Annotated in this window: 21 protein-coding genes, 1 tRNA gene and 1 riboswitch; of the genes, 6 read left to right on the top strand and 16 right to left on the bottom strand. The window is 63.7% G+C overall.

Going from position 1 to position 23,423, the window contains the following annotated elements; translation table 11 throughout:
- Positions 1-92: 92 nt before the first annotated feature.
- From KI609_RS11005 to KI609_RS10995, 3 genes are all read right to left on the bottom strand, one after another.
- Positions 93-169, bottom strand: a tRNA-Pro gene (locus tag KI609_RS11005).
- A 151-nt stretch (positions 170-320) separates the two neighbouring features.
- Positions 321-572: a translation initiation factor IF-1 gene (gene infA, locus KI609_RS11000; RefSeq protein WP_226449946.1), complete on the bottom strand. Its 252-nt coding sequence runs from the start codon at positions 570-572 to the stop codon at positions 321-323.
- 345 nt (positions 573-917) lie between these two features.
- A complete protein-coding gene (locus KI609_RS10995; RefSeq protein WP_413463405.1) occupies positions 918-1,907 on the bottom strand; it encodes an HPP family protein in 990 nt (329 codons plus the stop codon).
- Between the two features lie 674 nt (positions 1,908-2,581).
- Between KI609_RS10995 and KI609_RS10990 the strand changes: the two genes are divergently transcribed.
- The 5 genes from KI609_RS10990 to KI609_RS10970 all read left to right on the top strand — a co-directional run bounded on the left by KI609_RS10990 (position 2,582) and on the right by KI609_RS10970 (position 7,422).
- Positions 2,582-3,769, top strand: a complete 1,188-nt coding sequence (locus KI609_RS10990; protein ID WP_226449942.1) for an ABC transporter substrate-binding protein — start codon at positions 2,582-2,584, stop codon at positions 3,767-3,769.
- Between the two features lie 295 nt (positions 3,770-4,064).
- A complete protein-coding gene (locus tag KI609_RS10985) occupies positions 4,065-4,928 on the top strand; it encodes a branched-chain amino acid ABC transporter permease (RefSeq protein ID WP_226449940.1) in 864 nt (287 codons plus the stop codon).
- Positions 4,925-5,941 carry a branched-chain amino acid ABC transporter permease gene (locus KI609_RS10980; protein ID WP_226449938.1) on the top strand — a complete coding sequence of 339 codons (1,017 nt, stop codon included), beginning with the start codon at positions 4,925-4,927 and terminating at the stop codon, positions 5,939-5,941. Before KI609_RS10985 ends, KI609_RS10980 begins: the two co-directional genes overlap by 4 nt.
- On the top strand, positions 5,934-6,707 hold the full coding sequence (locus KI609_RS10975; protein WP_226449936.1) for an ABC transporter ATP-binding protein: 774 nt from the start codon (positions 5,934-5,936) through the stop codon (positions 6,705-6,707). The genes KI609_RS10980 and KI609_RS10975 overlap by 8 nt, the downstream gene beginning before the upstream one ends.
- A 1-nt stretch (position 6,708) precedes the next feature.
- On the top strand, positions 6,709-7,422 hold the full coding sequence (locus KI609_RS10970) for an ABC transporter ATP-binding protein (RefSeq protein WP_226449934.1): 714 nt from the start codon (positions 6,709-6,711) through the stop codon (positions 7,420-7,422).
- 44 nt (positions 7,423-7,466) lie between these two features.
- On the opposite strand, the gene KI609_RS10965 is transcribed toward KI609_RS10970, so the two are convergent.
- Positions 7,467-9,839 (bottom strand): putative Ig domain-containing protein, encoded by a 2,373-nt coding sequence (locus KI609_RS10965; protein ID WP_226449932.1) that lies wholly within the window; start codon positions 9,837-9,839, stop codon positions 7,467-7,469.
- A gap of 124 nt (positions 9,840-9,963) precedes the next feature.
- A riboswitch (cyclic di-GMP riboswitch) is annotated at positions 9,964-10,052 on the bottom strand.
- 190 nt (positions 10,053-10,242) lie between these two features.
- On the opposite strand from KI609_RS10965, the gene asd reads away from it, so the two are divergent.
- Positions 10,243-11,091, top strand: a complete 849-nt coding sequence (asd, locus tag KI609_RS10960; protein ID WP_226449930.1) for an archaetidylserine decarboxylase — start codon at positions 10,243-10,245, stop codon at positions 11,089-11,091.
- 88 nt (positions 11,092-11,179) lie between these two features.
- On the opposite strand, the gene KI609_RS10955 is transcribed toward asd, so the two are convergent.
- The 12 genes from KI609_RS10955 to hutH form a co-directional block, all read right to left on the bottom strand.
- The gene (locus tag KI609_RS10955; protein ID WP_226449928.1) at positions 11,180-11,389 is read right to left on the bottom strand and encodes a hypothetical protein; all 210 of its coding nucleotides are present in this window, start codon (positions 11,387-11,389) and stop codon (positions 11,180-11,182) included.
- Between the two features lie 137 nt (positions 11,390-11,526).
- Positions 11,527-12,360: an N-formylglutamate deformylase gene (gene hutG, locus KI609_RS10950; protein WP_226449926.1), complete on the bottom strand. Its 834-nt coding sequence runs from the start codon at positions 12,358-12,360 to the stop codon at positions 11,527-11,529.
- A gap of 28 nt (positions 12,361-12,388) precedes the next feature.
- Positions 12,389-13,786 carry a formimidoylglutamate deiminase gene (locus KI609_RS10945; protein WP_226449924.1) on the bottom strand — a complete coding sequence of 466 codons (1,398 nt, stop codon included), beginning with the start codon at positions 13,784-13,786 and terminating at the stop codon, positions 12,389-12,391.
- Positions 13,776-15,098, bottom strand: a complete 1,323-nt coding sequence (hutI, locus tag KI609_RS10940) for an imidazolonepropionase (RefSeq protein ID WP_226449922.1) — start codon at positions 15,096-15,098, stop codon at positions 13,776-13,778. The genes KI609_RS10945 and hutI overlap by 11 nt, the downstream gene beginning before the upstream one ends.
- Positions 15,099-15,165: 67 nt before the next feature.
- Complete coding sequence (locus tag KI609_RS10935) at positions 15,166-15,864, bottom strand: HutD family protein (protein ID WP_413463404.1); 699 nt, start codon at positions 15,862-15,864, stop codon at positions 15,166-15,168.
- Complete coding sequence (locus tag KI609_RS10930; RefSeq protein ID WP_226449920.1) at positions 15,861-16,766, bottom strand: phytanoyl-CoA dioxygenase family protein; 906 nt, start codon at positions 16,764-16,766, stop codon at positions 15,861-15,863. Before KI609_RS10930 ends, KI609_RS10935 begins: the two co-directional genes overlap by 4 nt.
- Positions 16,767-16,824: 58 nt before the next feature.
- The gene (locus KI609_RS10925; RefSeq protein WP_319003141.1) at positions 16,825-17,601 is read right to left on the bottom strand and encodes an amino acid ABC transporter ATP-binding protein; all 777 of its coding nucleotides are present in this window, start codon (positions 17,599-17,601) and stop codon (positions 16,825-16,827) included.
- Between the two features lie 14 nt (positions 17,602-17,615).
- On the bottom strand, positions 17,616-18,284 hold the full coding sequence (locus KI609_RS10920; RefSeq protein WP_226449918.1) for an amino acid ABC transporter permease: 669 nt from the start codon (positions 18,282-18,284) through the stop codon (positions 17,616-17,618).
- A gap of 29 nt (positions 18,285-18,313) precedes the next feature.
- Complete coding sequence (locus tag KI609_RS10915; protein ID WP_226449915.1) at positions 18,314-19,063, bottom strand: transporter substrate-binding domain-containing protein; 750 nt, start codon at positions 19,061-19,063, stop codon at positions 18,314-18,316.
- Between the two features lie 31 nt (positions 19,064-19,094).
- Complete coding sequence (locus KI609_RS10910; RefSeq protein WP_226449913.1) at positions 19,095-19,841, bottom strand: IclR family transcriptional regulator; 747 nt, start codon at positions 19,839-19,841, stop codon at positions 19,095-19,097.
- 103 nt (positions 19,842-19,944) lie between these two features.
- Positions 19,945-21,675, bottom strand: a complete 1,731-nt coding sequence (gene hutU, locus KI609_RS10905; RefSeq protein WP_226449911.1) for a urocanate hydratase — start codon at positions 21,673-21,675, stop codon at positions 19,945-19,947.
- A 41-nt stretch (positions 21,676-21,716) separates the two neighbouring features.
- Entirely contained in the window at positions 21,717-23,279 is a 1,563-nt protein-coding gene (gene hutH / locus KI609_RS10900) for a histidine ammonia-lyase (protein WP_226449909.1), read from the bottom strand.
- Positions 23,280-23,423: the final 144 nt, after the last annotated feature.

The following is a 23,423-nucleotide window of genomic DNA, read 5'->3' as shown; positions in this document are numbered from 1 at the left end:
CATTCCATCTCCCAAGCGGGATTTTTTCAAACCGGTTTTTGAAAAACCAAAGAAAAAAGGCCCTGCAACATTGTTGCAGGGCCTTCAAACATTGGTCGGAGCGGCGGGATTCGAACTCGCGACCCTCTGCTCCCAAAGCAGATGCGCTACCAGGCTGCGCTACGCTCCGACAGCTCGTATTCTAACTCGCCAAATTCTTGCTTTTTGGTAAAACGCCTGCTTTTTTTGAAATTTTTCAAAACATCCGGCGCAAGACTTGTTTTACAGATCCACTTCCGAGCCTTGAAGTGGTGGGTGAGTCAAAAAATGGCCAAAAAGGATCAACGATTGCTCGAAGGACCTGGGCCGCGACCGGCCAGGTGACGGAAAGTGATGCGGCCTTTTGAAAGGTCATAGGGCGACATTTCCAGTGAGACCTTGTCGCCCGCCAGGATGCGGATGTGGTGTTTGCGCATCTTGCCGCCCGTGTAGGCGATCAGTTGGTGACCATTTTCCAGGGTGACGCGAAAACGCGAGTCAGGCAAGACTTCCGTGACGGCACCTTGCATTTCAATGAGTTCTTCTTTGGCCATATTCTTTATCTCTTCAAAACAAATATTCTGTGATCAGCGCCTGAACGCTTTAGGCATCCACCACGGATGGAGCAACGTGGTCGGTCATCGACACACGGTGCATTGCGGGCGGTTGGAGTCGCTGCACCCTGGGCGCAGATCAGGCAGAGGGCCGGGAGACGGCTTCAATGGACAGGCAGAGCGCTGTGCATAGCCTATCAATTGTACCGCGATGTACTGCTTCATGCCTACCCATGCCTATGGGGAAGATTGCCCCACAGCGCCAAGAGCGTAGCCAACCTGTTGCGCAGCAGAAACGTCGGCGTCAAAAGCATCGTGGCTGCGCACCCCTTTGCACCCCCAAGGCTATTTCGGATTTCCGCCTGTCCCGCTGGCCTCGTCGCGCCCCTGAATGGCGGTCGCCAGCGTGCGCACGAGATCGGTCTGGGTAATAACCCCCACCAGTCGGTCTTGCTCATCCACGATGGGAATGTGGTGATGGCCACCTTGCGAAAACAGGGGGACAAGGTCCATGGCGTGTTGCGTCGTTTGCGCGACCTGTACATGGTGTGACATGATTTCTTTGACTTGGCTGGGGTGACCCGCGCGGCCCATGACGAGGGTGCGCAGACGTTGCCCCAGACCTTCATGCACCTCCAGATTGGCCAGACGCATGAAATCCGCCACGGTCACGATTCCAATCACCAAGCGCTGTCCGTCCACGACAGGCAACGCCTTGATTTGCTCCGTCCGCATCAACGCCCAGGCGTCCTTGAGCGAAACGCCAGCCTCCACGGCAAACGGCGGGTGGGACATGATGTCCGAGCACAACACCTCACCCAGCGTGCGCTGAAAAGCGGCGCGCCCCGCCAGATGCAAAAGCCCTTCCAGATCGGCGCGGCTGACGTCCAGCACCTCGTTGTAATGCGCCAATGCAGCATCCACGTCAGAGGCGGTAAAGGCGCCCTTGGCCACGCTGGCGCGTCGCACGATGCGCTGCGGATGCGGATAACTGCGGCCCGTGAGTCCGTTGTACACAACCCCGGCAATCAGCAGGATGACCACATTGAACAGGATGGGGAATGCGGCCAGATGCACACCGTCACCCGCTGTCAGCACCACATACAACGCCATGGCGCCACCGGGCGGATGCAAGCAACGCAGTGGCACCATCAAAGCGATAGATGCCCCCACAGCAACAGCACCTGCGACAGCAGGGTCGGGGATGAAGGCCGCACAAACCGCGCCAACCAACGCAGACAAGGTACTGCCACCCAACACGGGCCATGGCTGGGCGAGCGGGCTCGACGGCATGCAGAACACCAACACAGCACTGGCTCCCAACGAGGCCACCATCCACGGGCCCGCTGCACCGTGCTCCGCCCACCATCGACTGAGCAATGCCGTGATGAAAACCCCAAGAACAGCCCCAACGATCACACGCAGGCGTTCTCGCCCATTGATGCCGATAGGCGCAGGCCAAAAGTTGCTCAGCCAGCGCCCCACTCTGATGAAGAAGGAGTCCCCAACGCTTGGTGCAACAAGAGACGCGGATGAAGGTTGATTGAATTCAGATGGAGGCATGAAACAGCAAACGGTTCGCGACAAGCAATCGCACCAGGACCAAATGTTTTGAAAACGCGCGTCAAAGGCAAGCCGATACGCACCATGGGCAAACCCAAAGCGGCGGCTCGTTGGAGCGCGTTCAAAGCGGCAACCACAGCCCACGCCGCGGGATAAAGCGATAAATATCGCTCAGTCTCACAGGATCCAAACTTGGAGCCTTGGGCAGCGCCAGCGGTTTCTCAGCGAGAAAATGCCACAGAACGGGGTTTAACGTGGCGCAGTGCGATCAAACCCGCCATTTTGCCGCGAACGACCCGTTGGGGTTGCCTGCCCCCTCGTCCTCCAACGCGCAGCCAACACCGCAACCGCCTGGCCATCATCACGTGTGGTACGGGTAAGTCATAGGTTCCCACACCCAAAGCCTTGAAGTAAATTACTTTAAGCCTAAACAAAGGAGCCGCCCCATGACAACTCGCCGTCTTGTTCTCAGCCGCAGTGCAGCCCTCGTAGGTGCTGCCTCCTCGGGCCTGATACTGCCCTCGATGGTGCGGGCACAAAGCGGCAAGGTGCGCGTAGGCTTCATGCTGCCGTACACAGGCACATATGCCCAGTTGGGCGTTGCGATCGAAAACGGCGTGCGCATGGCCATCGACCAACAGGGCGGAAAACTGGGTGGCCGCGAGATCGAATGGTTCAAGGTGGATGACGAGTCCGAGCCGAGCAAAGGCGTAGAAAACGCGAGCAAGCTCGTACAGCGCGACAAGGTCGATGTGCTGATCGGCACCGTGCATTCGGGTGTGCAGATGGGTATCCAGAAAGTCGCACGCGACACCGGTGTCCTGAACCTGATCCCCAACGCAGGGGTGCTGGCGGCCACGCGCTCTTTGTGTGCGCCCAACGTGTTTCGTGCGAGCTACACCAACTCTCAACCAACGCTGGCACTGGGCAAGGCCATGATGGACCGGGGCCATAAAAAGGCGGTCTGGATCAGCTGGAAGTATGCTGCGGGCGACGAGGCACTGGAAGGCTTCAAGCAAAGCTATACAGCCGCAGGCGGCACCATTGTCAAGGAGCTGGGCTTGCCGTTCCCGAACGTGGAGTTTCAGGCGCTTCTCACCGAGATCGCCGCACTCAAACCCGATGCCGTCGCCTGCTTCTTTGCCGGTGGCGGGGCGGCCAAATTCATCAAGGACTACGCAGCGGCGGGGCTCAAAGGCAAAATTCCGCTGTATGGATCAGGCTTCCTGACCGAGGGCATTCTGGATGCGGCAGGCCCCGCAGCAGAAGGCATCGTCACCACGATGCATTACGCAGACTCGCTGGACACGCCGCGCAACAAACAGTTTCGACTGGAATACGCCAAGGCGTTTCGCAGCCAACCCGACGTGTATGCCGTGCAAGGCTACGACACCGGCCTGTTGCTGATCCAGGGCGCCAATGCGGTCAAGGGCGATATGTCGGCCAAGCCCGCGCTGTACAAGGCTCTGGAAGGCGCCGTCATCGACAGCCCCCGCGGAAAATGGACCATGAGCAAATTCCACAACCCTGTGCAGGACATCTACCTGCGCCAGGTGGAGAACAAGGAAAACAAGGTCATCGGCGTGGCCGCCAAGGCCCTTGCGGACAGCGGCGCCGGTTGCCGAATGGGCTGAGCCCGCGCACTGAAGCACGCACCCCGCTGATTCCCCACGCTGCGACCACATTTATTTGCGCCGCAAGAGCGGAGGGCCCGGTGGACGCGAGTGACAGTTAACGAATGCCTGGTTTTGCCAGATAGTGCGCTCACAGCGCGCCCATCTGAGGAGGTTGTGGGTTGCGGTTTTCACACCGCGTCTCTGACCCAACATGGTGTGTACGCCGCACTCAAAGTGCGGACACATCCAGTGCCGCACCGCATCCTTCGCTTGCCTTCCCCTTTCCGCTTCCAGCTTCCCTATTGCAGCCCCCATGGATTTCGCCACCTTCCTCATTCAGCTGCTCAACAGCGTTCAATACGGATTGCTGCTGTTCATGTTGGCAGCGGGTCTTACGTTGATCTTCGGGATCATGGGGGTGGTCAACCTGGCCCACGGCAGCTTTTACATGCTGGGCGCCTATCTCGGTTATTCGCTGTCGGCCGCGTTCGACAATCTGGCATGGGCGCTTGGGGTCGGAACCTTGTTGGCGGTGGCTTTCGGGTTTGCGCTTGAGTGGCTGCTGTTTCGCCACTTTTATCACCGAGACCACCTCGACCAGGTACTGCTGACGTTCGGGCTGATCTATATCTTTGAGGAGCTGCGCTCCATCGTGTGGGGCGATGAAGTTCACGGGGTGGCCATCCCAGCCTTGCTCGATGGCTCCCTTCCCCTCACCGACACCCTCTCCTACCCCATCTACCGGTTGTTCATGTCAGGGATTTGTCTCGTGATCGCAGCCGGTCTGTATCTGCTGATCTCGAAAACCCGCTTGGGCATGAAGATCCGCGCGGGGGCATTCAACCGCGACATGGCGGAGTCGCTCGGGGTGAACATCAAGCTCATTCATGCCACCGTTTTTGCCCTCGGCGTGGGACTTGCAGCCGTGGCCGGCATGGTGGCGGCGCCCGTGTCCAGCGTGTACCCGAACATGGGTGCGTCGGTGCTCATCATGTGTTTTGTGGTGGTGGTGATTGGCGGCATCGGATCGGTGCGGGGGGCCCTCATTGCCGCCTTGTTGGTGGGGCTGGTGGACACGTTCGGAAAAGTTCTCCTCCCTTCCATGGCCAGCATGCTGGTGTACATGCTGATGGCGGCCGTGCTCCTGTGGAAACCGGAAGGTCTTTTCAAACAATGAGCGCACCCAAAGCCCATACCGAAATGCTGCCGCGCAGCGTGCAGTTCGCACTGGCCCTAGGCCTTGCCGCCTTGCTGTTGTTTCCGGTGGCAGGCAGCGATTTTTACGTGCAGATGGTGACACGCATGATGATCATGGCCATCTTTGCGATGAGCCTGGATCTGCTGCAAGGTGTCACGGGCCTCGTTTCACTGGGCCACGCCGCCTATTTTGGCGTGGCAGGCTATGCACTTGCTTTTGTCACGCCGGCAGACGCGCCCGTCAGCCTGTGGTGGTCGCTGCCGCTGGCGGTTGCGGGCTCGGGACTGGTGGCACTCGTGATTGGCTTTTTTGTCGTACGCACGCACGGCATTTATTTCATCATGGTCACCATGGCATTTGCGCAGATGGTGTTCTACCTCTTCTTCGACAACAAGGCACTTGGCGGATCGGACGGCATCTATATCAACTTCCGGCCCGATGCGTCTATTTTTGGATGGCTGCCCTTCGACCTGGAAGGGCGCAAAACCTTTTACTACGTCACACTCGTTCTGGTCGTTGCTGTGTATGCCCTGCTGCGCAGACTGCTCTGGAGCCCGCTGGGTCGCGCCCTTGCAGGCATCCGCATCAATGAGCACCGCATGCGCGCAATGGGCTTTGGCACACGCGGCTACAAACTCACCGCGTTCACGGTGGCGGGCGCTCTGGCGGGCCTGGCTGGCTATTTGTGGGGTGCGCAGACCGGCTACGTGAACCCGGAATTGATGGGGTTTCACATGAGCGCGCATGCCATCATGATGGTCATACTGGGCGGCATGGGCAACTTCGCAGGCGCCATCGTAGGGGCGTTTGTTTTCGAATACCTGCTGCATGTTTTCAAGGACATGACCAAACACTGGCAATTGCTGATGGGCGGATTCATTGTGCTGGTGGTGGTGGTGGCGCCGCGTGGGCTGCTCGGCCTGTTTGGCCAGTCCCGCGCACCCGTTGGGCCCACAACCATGCCCCCCCCTCAAGAGCGACCACATGGCTGATCTGTTGCTCAGCGCCCGCGCGCTCACCAAGCAGTTCGGAGGCCTGGCTGCAGTCCATGGTGTGTCCATCGACCTTCGGCGTGGGCACATACACGCCGTGATCGGCCCCAATGGTGCCGGCAAATCCACCCTCACCAACCTGCTCTCGGGAGACCTGCCCCCCACCGCAGGTCAGGTGTGCCTGGGTGGCGTTGACACCACAGGCTGGGCGCCCGAACGCATCTCGCGCCAGGGTCTTGCGCGCAGCTACCAAAAAACCAACATCTTCATGCCGCTCACCGTGCTGGAGAACGTGCGCCTGGCCGCCCAGTCCCGCGAGGCACAGCAGCCATGGAACCCACTGCGGTGGTGGCACGACACACGCAAAAACACTATCAAAAACAGAGCTGTCAGCGCACGTGTAGAAAGCGCCATCGTGCTGTCGGGCTTGCAAGATCGCGGCACCAGCATTGCTGGTGCCATGAGCCATGGAGAGCAGCGCCAGCTGGAGATCGCCATGACCCTGGCCACAGAGCCCCAGGTGCTGCTGCTGGACGAGCCACTGGCAGGCATGGGCGTGGCAGAGGCGGAGCGCATGGTGCAACTGCTGCTGCGCATCAAACCCGCCTTGGCCATCATGCTGGTGGAGCACGACATGGATGCTGTTTTTGCGCTGGCAGACCATCTCACCGTGATGGTCAATGGGGAAGTGATTGCGCACGGCACACCACCCGATGTGCGCGCAAACCCGCAGGTGCAAACAGCTTATCTCGGCGAGGACCACTGAGATGAACACCCCCTGGATCGAAGCCCGAGGTATTCATGCGTTTTATGCAAGCAGCCATGTCCTGCACGGTGTGGACTTCACCATAGGCCATGGCGAGACCATTGGTCTCATGGGCCGCAACGGCATGGGCAAAAGCACCTTGCTCAAGTCGCTAATGGGGCTGGTCAAACCGCGCTCGGGCAGCGTAGTCGTGGCAGGCCGCGACATGACAGGCAAGCCGCCCTACGAGGTGGCGCGCCTTGGCATTGCGTACGTGCCCGAAGGGCGCGGCATCTTTGGCAATCTCAGCGTGGTCGAAAACCTGCAGATGGCCGCCCGTGTAGGCACACGCGGCCAGCGCGACTGGACCTACGAGCGCGTGCTGGAGACCTTTCCGCGCCTCAAGGAGCGCCTGGGCCACGGCGGCCAGCAGCTCAGCGGTGGCGAGCAGCAGATGCTGACCATTGGCCGCGCATTGATGACCAACCCCGACGTGCTCATCCTTGACGAAGCCACCGAAGGCCTGGCACCCCTGATTGCCCGCGAAATCTGGCGTATCTGCAGCCTGATCAAGGAAAGTGGCATCAGCAGCGTGATCGTGGACAAGAACTGGAAACACGTCACGCAGATCACCGACCGCAACGTCATCCTGGTCAAGGGCCAGGTGGTGTTTGACGGCAGCTCCGACGCATTGCACGCGCAGCCGCAATTGCTTGAGCAGTACCTAGGCGTCTGAGCCCGCAACCCGGCTGCTATCACACACCAGCCACCCGCTCGGCCTTAACGCAGGTTGATCGTCACCGGTACGGCCAGCTGGGCCGACAACCCTGCCGAGTCCTTGGCGGTGACCAGCAACTGATAGCTGCCTGCCACCGGCCTGGGCCAGCTGGCGGTGATGGTGTTACCCGCCACGGCAAAGCCCATCCCCAACGGAACGCCCGCGATGGACACCGACAGCCACGTGGCGCCCGGCGATGTGACGGAAATGCTGCCGGACAGCAGCTGGCCTGCCACGCCGACCAGGGCGGAGGCCGTGATCACAGGCCCTGCTGCGGCGATCTTGACCGTGAACACCCCCTTGCCCGACAGGCCTGTTTTGGTGTCCCTGGCGGTCAAGGTCACGCTGTACGTGCCAGCCACCGGCTTGGGCCAGCTCATCACGCCATCCGCAGCCACCACCATGCCCGACGGAGCACCCGCCAACGAGTAAGCCAACGGGTTGGCAGAAGCGACGTTGGCCTTGAAGGCCAACGCCACGCCAGGGCGGCCCGCAATGCTGGCACTTCCGACCGTCGGAGCGACAGGTGCGGCCACGCTGACGCTGTAGACACCTTGGCCCGTGAGCCCCGTCTTGGTGTCCTTGGCCACGACGGTGACTGCGTAGGACCCAGCCACCGGCGCCGGCCACGACACGACACCTGCAGCGCTGACGGACATGCCCGTAGGAGCACCTGAAAGACTGAAGGCCACCGGGTTGGACGCATTGACGGCCGCCGTAAAGGTGAGCGCCGAGCCCACCATGCCACTGATGCTGGCGGGAGTCACCACCGGCGCTAAAACGGGCGCCGTGGCGCCGGTCAGCAAACTCACCAGCGGGCCGGCATTGGGCGTTCCCAGGCCCGTCAGTTCGTCGTACCCCAGCCCGGCAGAACAGGTGCTGCAGGCGCCATGGCTGCCCAAGCGAATGTCAGCAAACCCACTGGCGTAGTTCGACGCCACTGCACCAATCTGCCCGTACAGCACCGCGTGCCCACCGGCCAACACAGGCAGGGTGGCCAGCTTCCGGTTTGCGGTGGCAACGGCCACCAGACCGGCCCACATGGGCGCAGCCAAGCTGGTGCCGCCCGCGCTGATCCATTGCACGGCGCCGCTGCCGGGCTGCATGACGGCCACATATTGGCCGGTGGTAGGGTCTGCATTCATGGCAACGTCGGCCACCGTGCGATGCACCAGCGAACCGGTGCCTCGCAGGGATGATTTCTGGTACGCAGGCACAGCGATGAAGGCGCTGGCGCCACCACCGGTGCCCGACCAGCTCACCTCGCTACGCACACCACTGCCGGCATAGGTCAGCGTCGTGCCGCCAACCGCGATGACATTGGGGGATACCGACGGCCAGTTCACCCCGGCCCCTGAATCACCCGTGGCCGCGAGGTAGGTCATTCCGGTGGCTGAAAAGGCGGAATCCACCGAATCCGTCCAGGCGCCCTCCTGGGCTCCAAAACTCATGGACACCACGCCTGACCCCATGGCATTGGCCAGCCGGATAGCGCCCAGCAGGCTGTTGAGCGATGGGTCGGGCGCTTCGATGAGGACGATGCGCGCCAGCGGCGCAATCGCATGCACCCACTGCACATCCAGCGCCATTTCTGTGGCCCAGCCAGCGTCGTAGGCGGGGGCCGTGGACGCGATGGCGCCAGACGCCGTGCCGTAAGCCACCCACAGTTCGCACCCCGTCGCCGGGGAGGCGGGAGCCAGAGGCAAACCGGTGGCGGCAGGCAGCACCTTGGCGGTACAGGTGGGCAAACCGAACTTCTGGTTGAAGACCGCCAGTTCGGCCGCCACGTTCGGGTTGTGTTTTGCGCCGATAACGTAGACGGTCTGCCCCGCCCCCAACTGCGCGGCCTGCACGCCGGCGGGCTTGGAGCCCACGGCGGGCAAAGCGCCAAAACCGTAGGCTGCACGTACCTGTGCAACCGAATAGGTGGTCACCACACCCGTGCCTGCCAGAGGCGCTGCGGCTTCGTCTGTTGGTGCAGCCAAGGCTGCGCGTGCCAACTTCTGGTGCACCTCCTCCAGTGTGTAGGGCGTCAGGCGGCGGGTGGACAACGCCTTGAACTCGTCAGGCACCCGCTGGAGCTTGGGCACAACCTGGGCGGATCGATTGGCGTCGTGCACATCCAGGTCGTCGGGGGCCTCCAGCACCACGGGCGCGATGTGGAAGGTGGGCTGCGCGACCAGGCCTGCCGCCTCGGGCGCAAGCGTGTCCGCAGACATCTGCAAGGTCGTCGTCGTGGAGGCCACTTCGCCCGTGTCCTCGGGGTCGGCCGATCCGCCGCACGCCATGACAACAAAGGGAATGGCTGCCAGCGCAGCCCAGCGAGCGCGTGGGCGCTCAGCGAAAGGAGGATAGGGTCGGGGCTGCGTTGGCATTGGGTGTTCCATGAAATGCGGACATTCACACCGCACACCCTGAAGAAATCCCGGGCCGCATACCGCTGCAAGGGTTGCCGCCGCGCCTGCATGCGCAGCCCCCAGCGGGGCTCGCTCGGAGGACTGTGGCAACCCCGCTGTCGTGTCCGTTGAACGGGGTTAGACCGGTGGCTTTGCGACCCCGACTTTCGTGCAGGTGTGCCTTGATGCGCTAAATGTAATTGTTTGAAACAAAAAAAATCAATAAATTTGATATCAAATTTCACATTTATCACATACGAATTCAGCGCGTGCGAGCAGGCACTCCCCTGTAGCAACAGCCCCCGAACACCTTGGAAACCCGGGTCGCCACCACACCCCCCGTCGTTAGAATCGTTCGCTCCATTGACTCAGGAAGAACGTTTTGTCTGACCGCCTGGCTGTACTGCCGCAATACCTCATGCCCAAGCAAGCCCTGACCACCCTGGCAGGCAAATTTGCTTCGGCCCGGCTGGGCCGTCTCACCACCGCGGTGATTCGCTGGTTTGTGACCCGCTACAACGTCAACATGGCCGAGGCGGCCAACCCCGATATTGCAAGCTATACATCGTTCAATGACTTCTTCACGCGGGCACTGAAACCGGGCGCCCGCCCCCTGGCGGGTGCCGACCTGATTTGCCCGGTGGACGGCGCTATCAGCCATTTTGGCCCCATCGCCAAGGACCAGGTTTTTCAGGCCAAGGGCCACACTTATTCCACCACCGCGCTGCTCGGGGGTGATGCCGCGCAAGCCGCGCATTTTGAAGATGGCCACTTCGCCACGCTGTACCTGAGCCCCCGCGACTACCACCGCATTCACATGCCTTGTGCGGGGGCGCTCACACGCATGGTGCATGTGCCGGGTGATCTTTTTTCAGTGAACCCCACCACGGCCCGGGGCGTGCCCGGCCTTTTTGCACGCAACGAGCGTGTGGTGTGTTTCTTTGAATCTGACCATGGCCCGTTTGTGCTGGTGCTTGTGGGGGCCACCATCGTCGGCAGCATGGCGACGGTGTGGCACGGCCAAGTGAACCCACCGCGCACCGGCACATTGCGGCACTGGGACTACCCCAAAGGCCAGGTGTGTCTTGAAAAGGGACAGGAGATGGGTCGCTTTCTGCTGGGCTCCACCGTGGTGATGTTGTTCCCGCGCGGGCCGCTGCAATTCAATCTCGAATGGGCGCCCACACGCGCCATTGCTTTGGGCGAGGCCATGGCAGAGCAATCCGCCTGACTCACGGCAATGCACTAAGAGAACAAGAAGCCAACGACGCCAGCGCACGGCGTCGTTCGCGCAAAGCAGGCCCACAAGGCCTTAATGGTCAAAGCCGGTCAGGTGCCCGCGTGAGCTGAAACGCTGTCGGTTGAAGTTGCAACGCGTCTGGATGCACGGGCGAATCGTGCCCGATCAGATAGACCATGAGCATATTGCGCCTGATCACCACGTGGCTCACGGTTTCGTAGCGCTGCATCCACTGCACAGAAACCCCAGGCTTGAAATGGGGCATGTAGTAATAAGCGGTAGGGTCCATGCGATGCGGCTCCTCCCGCTTGGCGCCGCAGGGGTGTGGCGCACTTGGCGGTCTGAAGCAGTCCGCCCAAGGCATGGTAGCACCGAACGCTCTGTGCACCGGGCGCCCCCCTTCATAGCCGGTGCCGGCCAGACCCGTCAGCCCTTGGAAACCTGGCGCGCGGCAAACGCCAGCACGGCCTCCAGCATGCGCCGCAGGTGCGGCTGCACGCCCGCTGCCACCTCGGGCAGGTAGTCAAATGGCAATGCTTCTTGCATATAGCTGCACTGGGTCATCTCCAACTGGATAGCATGCACGCCCTGCCCCGGCTGGCCATAGGTGCGTGTGATGTGCCCGCCCTTGAAGCGGCCATTGAGCACCGCCGTATACCCACTGGCTTGCTTCGCAATCGACAGCACTTCTTGCGCCAACGCAGGGTCGCAGCTTTCGCCGTTGGCCGTGCCCAGGTTCAGATCCGGCAGCTTGCCGTCAAAGAAGCGCGGCAACACCGAGCGGATGGAATGGGCGTCCCACAGCATTGCCACACCGTGCTGCGCGCGGATGCGGTCCAGCTCGGCACGCAGTTGCGCGTGGTACGGCGCCCAGACCGCATCACGCCGCCCAGCGACCTCTGCGTCATCTGGCACATCACCGTTGGCGTAGATGGGTGTGTCGTCAAAGGTATCAACCGGACACAGGCCGGTGACGCTCTGGCCAGGGTACAGGCTGGCGCCATCGGGCGGGCGGTTCAGATCGACCACATACCGCGAATGCGTGGCCACCAGGATGGACGCCCCCATGTCTTTGGCAAAGGCGTAGAGGCGCTCCATGTGCCAGTCCGTGTCGGGCACCTGGCGGGCTTCTTCCGTGAAGCGAGCGGCCAGCGCCGGGGGCACATAGGTGCCTGCGTGGGGCATGGAGACCAGTAGCGGCTGCGTGCCCTGGTAAAAATTGAACGATGGTGGTGGTGCGGTATTGGCGGTATTGGTCATGGCAGATTCAGAAAAAAGGGGGAAGGGATCAGTCGCGTGCAATGGTGGCAGAGCGCGCGACCACAAAGGCCCGTGCGGCGGCCTCGTGCAACGCATGGCGGCCTTTGGACACACGGCACACGCCACCTGCCCACAGGCTATCAAGGGCCGAAGTGCGGTGGCTGCCAAACACATGGGCCGACAGCATGCTGTGCGCAGGCAGATCACGCAGCGCCACATGCTGCGCGTCCAGCACCACCAGGTCGGCCTGCTGGCCCACGGCCAGGCCACCCACGGCGCGCCCGGCGGCCTGCGCGCCACCCAATACGGCCTGCAAGCTCATGGCCGTGGCCACCTCGGGCTGCGCCGCAGTGGCCAGCACGTTGCGCTGGCGCCGCGACAGGCGCTGGCTGTATTCCAGCATCTGCATCTCTTCGGCCGCGTTCACACAGGCATGGCTATCCGAGCCCACGCCCCAGCGGCCGCCGTGTTGCAGCCACAGTGGCATGTCAAAAATGCCATCGCCCAGATTCGCTTCTGTCGTGGGACAGATGCCTGCCACGGCGCCCGTGCGTGCGGCAGCGGCGTATTCATCCGGCGTCATGTGCGTGGCGTGCACCAGGCACCAGCGGGCGTCCACGGGGGCATGGTCGAGCAGCCACTGCACAGGGCGCTGGCCACTCCAAGCCAAACAGTCATCCACCTCCTGCGTCTGCTCGGCAATGTGGATGTGGATGGGAGCCTGCGGGTTCAAGGCGGTAAGGCCCTGCACGGCGGCAGCCAGGCTGTCGGGCGGCACCGCGCGCAGCGAGTGCGGCGCCAGGCCCAAAACGGCCCCTTGCGCTTGTGCAGTGGGCGCAAGGCGCTCCAATAATGAGAGCATGTTGTCCGTGCTGCGAATAAAGCGGGCCTGGTCCGCACGCGGTGGCTTGGCGCCAAAGCCGCTGGTCTGGTACAGCACCGGCAGCAGCGTGATGCCGATGCCCGCACTCTGCGCCGCACGCAGCAGCGCCAGCGACAGTGTGGCATCGTCGGCATAGGGCGTGCCGTCCTGGTCGTGGTGCACGTAATGGAACTCGCACACGCTGGTGTAGCCCGCCTCCAGCATCTCCACATACAGCCAGGTGGCGATGGCCTGCAGCGACTGCGGCGTGACGCGCGCAGCAAAGCGGTACATCAGGTTGCGCCAGCTCCAGAAGCTGTCCTGGCTTTCTCCCCGGTATTCAGTGAGTCCGGCAAACGCGCGCTGGAACGCATGCGAATGCAGGTTGGGCATACCGGGCAGCAGTGGCCCGGCAGCCACCGTGGCGCCCTGTGGCGCGGTGGTATCCGCAGTGACCGCACCAATGCGCCCCGCCCCATCCCACTGCACCAGCACATTGCGCGCCCAGCCCATGGGCAGCAGCGCGTCGGCCGCAAAAAGGCTGTGTGAAGCGTCAAGCGCCATGGCGAACTCCCTGGTGTGTGTGAATGCCCAGGCCGTCGGCGGCCACACGGCCCTGGCGCACGATGGTGCAGGCGGGCTTGTGACCCAACCAGTAGGCCAACTCTGCAGCCTCCCCCACGGGCCACAGCACAAAATTGGCGGGTCGGCCCGACGCAATGAGCCCCTGCGAATCCTGCAGCCCCAATGCGCGCGCAGCATGGGTGGTGATGCCTGCCAGCGCCTCAGGCACCGTCAGGCGGAACAGCGCGCAGGCCATGTTGGCCATGAGCAGCAGGCTGAGCGCTGGCGACGTGCCGGGGTTGTGGTCGGTGGAGACGGCCATGGGCACGCCCGCTTCGCGCAACTGCGCGATGGGCGGCAGGTGCGTGTCGCGCAGCGTGTAGTAGGCGCCGGGCAGCAGCACGGCCACGGTGCCTGCGGCCTTCATGGCCGCAATGCCGCCCTCCGACAGGTGTTCGATGTGGTCGCACGACAGCGCGCCATAGCGCGCAGCCAGCGCTGCGCCGCCCATGTCTGACAGTTGCTCGGCGTGCAGCTTAACGGGGATGCCAAGCTTTTGCGCGGCCTGGAACACCTGCTCTGTTTCCGCCAAGGTGAAGGCGATGCGTTCACAAAACACATCGACGGCATCCACCAGGCCCTCGGCCACCAGCGCGGGCAGCATCTCGTGGCAGACGAGGTCGGTGTACGCCTGGCTGCGGCCCGCGTACTCGGGTGGCAACGCATGCGCGCCGAGAAAGGTGGTGCGCACCGTCACGCCGAACGCCTCGCCCAGGCGGCGCGCCACACGCAGCTGCTTGCGCTCATGGGCCAAAGCCAGCCCGTAGCCAGACTTGATCTCGATGGCGCACACGCCTTCTGCCAGCAAAGCCTGCAGGCGCGGCGTCGCCAAGGCAAAGAGTTCGTCCTCCGACGCCTCGCGCGTGGCCTTGACCGACGACACGATGCCCCCGCCCGCCTTGGCCACTTCTTCATACGTGGCGCCCGCCAGGCGCATGGCGAATTCGTTGGCGCGCTGGCCGCCGTAGACCAGATGGGTGTGGCAATCGACCAGGCCGGGCGTGGCGATGGCGCCCAGACCGTCAAACCGGGGCAAGGCGCTGAAGGTCGATGGCAACTGTGCGTGCGGCCCCACCCAGCGCACCATGCCACTTTGCACCACCACGCTGGCGGGTTGCCCCTCAGGCACCGCCACATCGGCCACCCACAAAGGGACAACGGGCCGCAAGCCCGACCAGACACCGTCCGCCATGGGGGCCGATGAAAGCCGGGAGAGCCCGCCCTGAATCTGCGGGTTTGCCAATGTGTTCATGGATATTTTTGCTACTCAATTAATAGCTGCTTGCGCTTATAAATAAAGCGCTAGCGGCCAGTTTTAATCATATTTCTGTCGAAATGAAAGGCTGCAGCGCCACAAAGGCCAGAACGGGGTCTGCACCTTGCTGCCGCACACCGCTCGTGTCACCGAGGGGTTCGAGGCGGGCGCTCGCAACCCCGCCGTCGCCCACCTGCGCACCATTGCCATTGCCATTGCCGTTGCCGTTGCCGTTGCCATTGGCTTCGGCAGATCCATTGACCCACCAGGCCCCCTGCCCCGCCATCATCGAACGCGGGTTACCACCGTCGCCGCAGAAAACCCAGGTGCCCTGCAGCACCATACAAAGGCCAGCAGGGGCGTGGGCAAGCTGCTGCGCGTCGCGCACCACTTGCAGCGTGCCGCGCCAGGCGCCCCGGCGCAGCATGAGATTGAAGTCGGTCGAGGTGCTACCCCGCATGCGGCAATCCACGGGCTCGTCGCCCGAGAAGGCAAACGGGTGCCAACGCTGGTCCAGCGTATGTGCCCAACGGCCACCAGCACCCTGCAGATGCACGCCATCGCCCCCCAGCAGCATGATCTGCCGATCCACCCCGGGGAAGGCCGAGAAAGGCCCGGGGGTGGCAATGGTGGCCACGCTCACACGCCATTCAAAGCCGTCCATGCCCGCTCCGGGTGGCCAGCACACCAGCTCCTGCGTGCTGCCGCCACCGTTCTTCCAGGGCACAGGGGACAGGTCGTTCAGGTCAAAAAACGCCATCATGCGGCGTTAGCCCGCTGCGTCGGCGCACCATCCACCAGCAGCGGGAACAGCGGGTGGTTCATCTCGGCCCCGGCGGGCAGCTCATCGGCCAAGCCCGGAAACTCGGGTGAGGTCTTCCACGGCCGGGGCGCATGGCGCGTGTCGTCGCCGAGGAATCGCACCGAGAACACACGGCGACGGTTGCGGCCCTCCACCCCGCCCGCCGCATGCAGCGTGAGCATGTGAAAACACACCACGTCGCCGGGCTCGATCTCCCAGCCCACGATGGGAAAGGCGTCGCGGTGGGACTCCACATCCGGCAGGTCCTGCAGGCTGCCTTCGGGGAACCACTGGGCCTGGTTGTCCATGAAGGTGCGCGGCATGAGCCAGGGGCCCTTGTGCGAACCCGCCACGAATTCAAGGGTGGCTGCGCGCGACACCGGATCGACCGGAATCCACATGCTGATGTTCTGTTGGCCGTCGATGTTGTAGTAGGGCTGGTCCTGGTGCCATGGCGTGCGCTGGCGCGTGCCCGGCTCTTTCACCAGCACATGGTCGTGGTAAAGCCGCACGGTGCGCGACTGCATCAGGCGCTGCGCAGCCAGCGCCAGCGGTGTCTCGTGCACCAAGCGGCCAAACTGCGGGATGTCTTGCCAATTGCAAAAGTCCTCGAAGAAGCGGCCCGGGTCATCGGGCCGGCTGGCCACCTTGGCGCGCGGGCTGGGCGCGGCCAGATTGGCATCGATGCCATCGCGCAGCAGCGCCACTTCTTCGGGCGTGAGCAGCTGCTGGATGCACAGCGCGCCGTCACGGTCAAAGCGGGCAATGTCGTCTGGGGTCAGGCGTGCCTGCAAACGCTGTTGAATGTGCTGTTGAAAGCGATCTTGCTGGCGCTGGTCCACGGCGGGTAAAAACGGGGGCATGCGAGGCCGTCTCCTTGTGTGTTGTTAACCGTTGTCGCCCACGATGCGCCCCCCTGGCTCAGGTGCGGGTGAGCACCGCCTGCAGGAAGGAGCGCGTGCGCTCCTGCGTGGGGTTGGTGAAGATGGTGACGGGCACGCCGGCCTCGATGATGCCGCCGCCGTCCATCACCACGACCACGTCGCCCACCTCGCGCGCAAAGTCCATTTCGTGCGTCACGACCATCATGGTCATGCCTTCGCTGGCCAGCAGCTTCATGACCTGCAGCACCTCGCCCACCAGCTCCGGGTCCAGCGCCGACGTGGGCTCGTCGAACAGCATCACGCGCGGCTCCATGGCCAGCGCCCTGGCAATGGCCACACGCTGCTTTTGCCCGCCCGACAGGCTGGCGGGCATGGCCAACGCCTTGTGCGCCAGGCCCACCTTGGCCAACAGCGCTTGGGCGCGATCCTCGGCCTCTTTGCGCGAGAGACCACGCAGCTTGCGCGGGCCCAGCGTGACGTTGTCGAGCACCGACAAGTGCGGGAACAGGTTGAACGACTGGAACACCATGCCCACCTCTTCGCGCAGGGCGTTCAGGTCATGGTCAGGCAGCATGCGGCCGTCCTGCACCAGCGTGCGGCCGCAGATCTCGACCGTGCCGCCCTCGGGCTGCTCCAGGCCATTGCAGCAGCGCAGGAAGGTGCTCTTGCCCGAGCCGCTGGGCCCGATGACCACCACCACCTGCGACGGCAGCACGTCAAAGTCGATGCCGTTCAGCACTACATGGCTGCCAAACGACTTGCGCAGTCCGCGAATGCGCACGATGGGCTCGGCGGATTGGCTTGCTCCAGTCATCACAGAATTTTTCTTCATTGCACCATCCCCCCGGCACGCAGGCGCAGCTCCATGCGGCGCAGCACCAACGAAGTGACACCCGTGAGGATGAAATACACCACCGCAATCGCCAGGTACACCTCCAGCGAGCGATACGACACACTGATGATCTTCTGCCCTTCGTGCATCAGGTCGTGGATGGTGAGCAGCGACACCAGCGCCGAGTTCTTGATCAGCGCGATGAACTCATTGCCCAGTGGCGGAATCATGCGCACCACAGCCTGTGGCAGCACCACGGTGCGCATGGCCAGGCCCGAGGACATGCCGATGGAGCGCGCCGCCTCCATCTGCCCCTTGTCGATGGACTGGATGGCGCCGCGCACCACCTCGGACACATAGGCGCCCGAATAGATGCCCAGGCCGATCACGCCACACACAAAAGCGGGCAACAAGATGCCGAACTGCGGCAGACCAAAGAACAGGATGAACAGCTGCACCAGCAGCGGCGTGCCGCGGATCGCAGCCACGTAGGCGGTGCACAGGGCGTAGACCACCCGGCGCTTGGGGTTCAGGCGGCCAATGCCCACCAGCAGGCCCATGACGCAGCCCAGCAGCAGCGAGGCGGCCGTGATTTCCACGGTGACCAGCGCGCCCGCCAGCAACTGGGGCACCCCGGCCCAGACAGGAGAAAAATCGAGTTCCATGGCTCAGTTCGGCAACGTTAGGTTGCTGTTTACTTGGCAGCGCTGTTGCTGAACCACTTCTTGACGATGGCCGCATAGGTGCCATCGGCCTTGAGCTTGGTGATGGCACCGTTGACGGCCTTCGTCAGCTCGGGCGTGTCCTTGCGCAGGGCCATGCCGTATTCCTCGGTGGTGAGCTGCTCATCGAGCACACGCAGACCCGGGCGGGTGCGCACGTACTGGAAGGCGGCGGGCTTACCCGTCACTGCAGCGTCCGCGCGGCCGATGTCCACGAGGTTGAACATCTCCTGGTTCTTTTCAACCTCAACGCGCTGCACCTTGGGGAATTTCTCGGTCAGGTACGCCACCGACTTGGTGCCCACCTGCACGCTGACCTTCTTGCCGTCCAGGTCGGCGAGCTTGTTGATGGCCTTGTTGTCGGCCTTCACCATCACCACCAGGCCGCCCGCGTAGTAGGAGTCGGTGAAGTCCACCACCTTCTTGCGCTCGTCGGTGATGTAGATGGCCGATACCGCCATATCAAAACGCTTGGAGATCAGGCCGGGAATCAGCCCCTTGAAGTCGATGTCCACCCATTCGACCTGCTTGCCCATCGACTTGGCAATCGCTTCCACCAGCTCAACATCAAAGCCCGTGCGTTTGCCGTTCTCGACAAACTCCATGGGCGGAAACGTGGCATCAGTGCCCACACGCAGCACGTTGTCTTGCGCCTGCGCACCCGTGGTGCAAAAAGCTGCGGCGGCCAGGCTGGCCAGAAGAAGGTTGCGACGAAGGTTCATGGGAAAATCTCCTGAGGAGGGGTGGGGGAAATCAAGGGGAAGTGAGCTGGCGGGAAATACGCGCTGCGGCGACGACGGCCATGCCGGTGAGCGCGACCTGCTGCCCCTGGGCACGCAAGATCGGGGCCATCAGCGTGATGGCCCCGGCGGCCTGCCGGGGAGAACCGAACACGGGCACGCTGACGCCCCAAACACCGGCATCCACCTCGCCAGAGCTGACGGCGTAACCCGCCTTGGCAATGCCTTCCAGCTCGGTCAGCGCGGCCTGGCGCTCGGTGGTGCCTGCGCCGTAGTGCAGGTCCAGAATGGCGTTGCGCGTGGCCGGGGCCACATGGGCGAGCAGGCATTTGGCCGAGGCGCCCGCGCGCAGCGGCACGCTGCGCCCTTTTTCAAACGAGCAGCGCAGGGCCTGCGTGCTGTCCACCATGTCCAGGCACACCACGCTGTCATTCACGGCCACCACCAGCCCCACGCTTTCGTGGGACTGCCGGGCCAGGGCCTGCATGTCCGGCCGCGCGTGGTGCACCAGGTGCGACGCCATGTCAAAGCCCAGGGCCAGTTGCAGGCTGAGCGGCCCGGGCGCGTAGTGCCCGCTGCTCTCCAGCACAAAACCCCACAGCTTGAGCCGCGCGAGTTGCCGGTACAGCGTGCTGCGGGCCAGGCCCGTGGCCTCCACCAGCTCGGCAGCCGACATGGGCTGGCCGTGCTGCGCCAGCACCGCCAGCACGTGCAGAACACGGTCGGCAGCAGTAACGGAGGTCGGTCCACGGGTGGGCATGGGCTCAGTATCAAAGGATTGCTGCGGCATTCAAACCCACAATTCCCAGCAAATGGGAATGCAGTTCCCTTTTTTCACACCCTTGTCATGACCCTCTTCCCCGTCACTTCACCATCGGCAGCTTCAGCCCCTGCTTCTTGGCCGTTTCCACCGCCAGTTCATAGCCCGCGTCGGCATGGCGCATCACGCCGCTGCCGCAGTCATTGACCAGCACGCGCGCCAGGCGCTCGGCTGCGGCGTCGGTGCCGTCGGCCACGATGACCATGCCCGAGTGCTGCGAGTAGCCCATGCCCACGCCACCGCCGTGGTGCAGGCTGACCCAGGTGGCGCCGCCTGCGGTGTTGAGCAGCGCGTTGAGCAGCGGCCAGTCGCTCACGGCGTCAGTGCCGTCGCGCATGCCTTCGGTCTCGCGGTTGGGGCTGGCCACGCTGCCGGTGTCCAGGTGGTCGCGGCCGATGACGATGGGGGCCTTCAGCTCGCCGCTCTTGACCATCTCGTTGAAGGCCAGGCCCGCGATGTGGCGCTCGCCCAGGCCCAGCCAGCAGATGCGCGCGGGCAGACCCTGGAAGGCGATGCGCTCACCCGCCATGTCGAGCCAGCGGTGCACGTGTTTGTTCGCGGGGAACAGCTCCTTGATCTTGGCGTCGGTCTTGCGGATGTCCTCCGGGTCGCCCGACAGCGCCACCCAGCGGAACGGGCCCTTGCCTTCGCAAAACAGCGGACGGATGTAGGCGGGCACAAAGCCGGGGAAGTCGAATGCGTTCTTCACGCCTTCGTCAAACGCCACCTGGCGAATGTTGTTGCCGTAGTCCACCACCGGGATGCCCATGTGCTGGAAGTCGAGCATGGCCTGCACATGCACGGCGCAGGACTTGGCTGCCGCCTTCTTCAGCACCTCGTGCTGCGTCACGTCCTGCTGCGCGGCGCGCCACTGGGCCACCGTCCAGCCTGCAGGCAAGTAGCCGTTGACGAGGTCGTGGGCCGAGGTCTGGTCGGTCACCAGGTCGGGCTTGAGGCCACCGGCCTTGGCGCGGCGCACCAGCTCGGGCAGGATCTCTGCGGCATTGCCCAGCAGGGCAATCGACACGGCCTCTTTGGCAGCCGTGTGCTGCTGAATCAGCTCGAACGCATGGTCGATGTCGCGTGCCTGCTTGTCCACGTAGCGTGTGCGCAGGCGGAAGTCGATGCTGCTTTGCTGGCATTCGATGTTGAGCGACACCGCGCCCGCAAAAGTGGCGGCCAGCGGCTGCGCGCCGCCCATGCCGCCCAGACCGGCGGTCAGAATCCACTTGCCTTCCAGCGAGCCGCCGTAGTGCTTGCGACCTGCTTCGGCAAAGGTCTCGTAGGTGCCCTGCACGATGCCCTGCGTGCCGATGTAGATCCAGCTGCCCGCCGTCATCTGGCCGTACATGAACAGGCCCTTTTGGTCCAGCTCGCTGAAGTGCTCCCAGTTGGCCCACTTGGGCACCAGGTTGCTGTTGGCCAGCAGCACGCGGGGTGCGTTGGCGTGGGTCTTGAACACGCCCACGGGCTTGCCGGACTGGATGAGCAGGGTCTCGTCGTCGTTCAGGTCCTTGAGCGACGCGAGGATCTGGTCATAACACTCCCAGTTGCGTGCGGCGCGGCCGATGCCGCCGTACACCACCAGGTCCTGCGGGCGCTCGGCCACTTCGGCGTCCAGGTTGTTCTGGATCATGCGATAGGCCGCTTCGGTGAGCCAGCTCTTGCAGGTGAGCTGGCTGCCACACGGCGCGCGGATCACGCGGCTGGCGTCGTGGCGGGGGTCGGTGTTGGCGGAAGCTGCTGCAGCAATGATGGCGTCGTTGGCGTTCATGGTGGGCTCCTGGGGTATGTGGCTAGAAGGGGTGATGCCTATCAGGCGTGGCTGGGCTGGCAGGCGCGCAGCGGTGCGGGCCAATCGGCCTGCAGAGCCCACTCGCGCATGGCGTCGATGTCCGGGGCCAGGTAGCGGTCTTGCTCCAAGAAGGACACGCGCTGGCGGATGGCGGCGAATTGCGCTTCGATCAGGGGCGAGGATTTCAGCGATCTATCGAACTCCATGCCCTGCGCGGCAGCCATAGCCTCCACGCCCACCACCACCGCGGTGTTGTTCACCATGTCGGCCAGGCGGCGGGCGCCATAGGTGGCCATGGAGACATGGTCCTCCTGGTTGGCGGAGGTGGGCAGGCTGGTCACGCTGCTGGGGTTGGCCAGGCACTGGTTCTCGGCGGCCAGTGCGGCGGCAGTGACCTGGGCAATCATGAAGCCGGAGTTCACCCCGCTGTCTCGGATCAAGAAGGCTGGCAGGCCCGACAGGCCCGTATCGAGCAGCAGGGCCATGCGGCGCTCGGAGATGGCGCCGATCTCGGCCACGGCCAGCGCAATGATGTCGGCTGCAAAGGCCACGGGCTCGGCGTGGAAGTTGCCGCCAGAGATGACTTCACCCGTGTCCGTGAACACCAGCGGGTTGTCCGATGCGGCATTGGCCTCGATGCGCAGCACGCGTGCAGCATGCTGCAGGTTGTCCAGGCACGCGCCCATCACCTGCGGCACGCAGCGGATGGAGTATGGGTCTTGCACCCGCCCGCAATTGGGGTGCGATGGGTCGATTTCGCTGCCCTCCAGCAGCCCGCGCACGGCGGCCGCCACGGCGATCTGGCCGAGCTGGCCCCGCGCCTCGTGGATGCGGGCATCGAACGGCTTGACCGAGCCCTTGATGGCTTCGAGCGACAGACAGCCCGCCACCAGGCCTGCGGCCAGCACGTTCTCAGCCCCAAACAGCCCGGCCAGCGCCAGTGCGGTAGACACCTGGGTGCCGTTGAGCAAAGCCAACCCTTCCTTGGGGCCCAGCACAAAGGGCTGCAAACCGATGGAGCGCATGGCTTCTGCGCCCGACACCACCTGGCCGTTCACCTTGGCCTGCCCTTCGCCAATCAACACGCACGACAGGTGCGCCAGCGGCGCCAGGTCGCCTGACGCCCCCACCGAGCCCTTGGCGGGAATCACCGGCAGCACATTGGCATTGGCCAAGGCCAGCAGTGCATCCACGATGGCGGGGCGAATACCCGAGTGGCCGCGTGCCAGACTCACCGCCTTGGTGGCCAGGATAAGGCGCACCACGCCGTCGGGCAGCGCATCGCCCGTGCCCACGCTGTGTGACAGCACCAGGTTGCGCTGCAGTTCGGCCAAGCGGTCGTGGGCAATCTTGGTGCTGGCCAGCTTGCCAAAGCCGGTGTTGATGCCGTAGACCACCTGGTCCTCGTCCACGATGCGCTGCACCACGGCCTGAGCGGCCTGCATCCCTGCGAGGGCACCCCCGTCCAGCTGCAAGGCCACGCCGCCTGCATGGATGCGGCGCAGCGTTGCCAGGGTGACGGAGCCCGGCACCAGCTTGATGGCGGCGGGGGAATGGGAGGCCAAAGGTGCGGAAGTGGTCATAAGTCTCATCCTGTATATACAGGTTAGTATCAGCGAAAAATCGGTATTTGAAAAGAGGTGAAACCTGCAGTGGCGGCTGCGGGGCAGATTCAGAGCGGCTCACAAAACTCAGCAAAGCGTCCCTGGCTAGGCGTTTCGCCGCAG

Origin of the sequence: Acidovorax radicis (assembly GCF_020510705.1) — a bacterium.
Classification (GTDB): Bacteria; Pseudomonadota; Gammaproteobacteria; order Burkholderiales; family Burkholderiaceae_C; genus Acidovorax; species Acidovorax radicis_A.
This window is presented reverse-complemented; position numbering and strand designations above follow the sequence as displayed.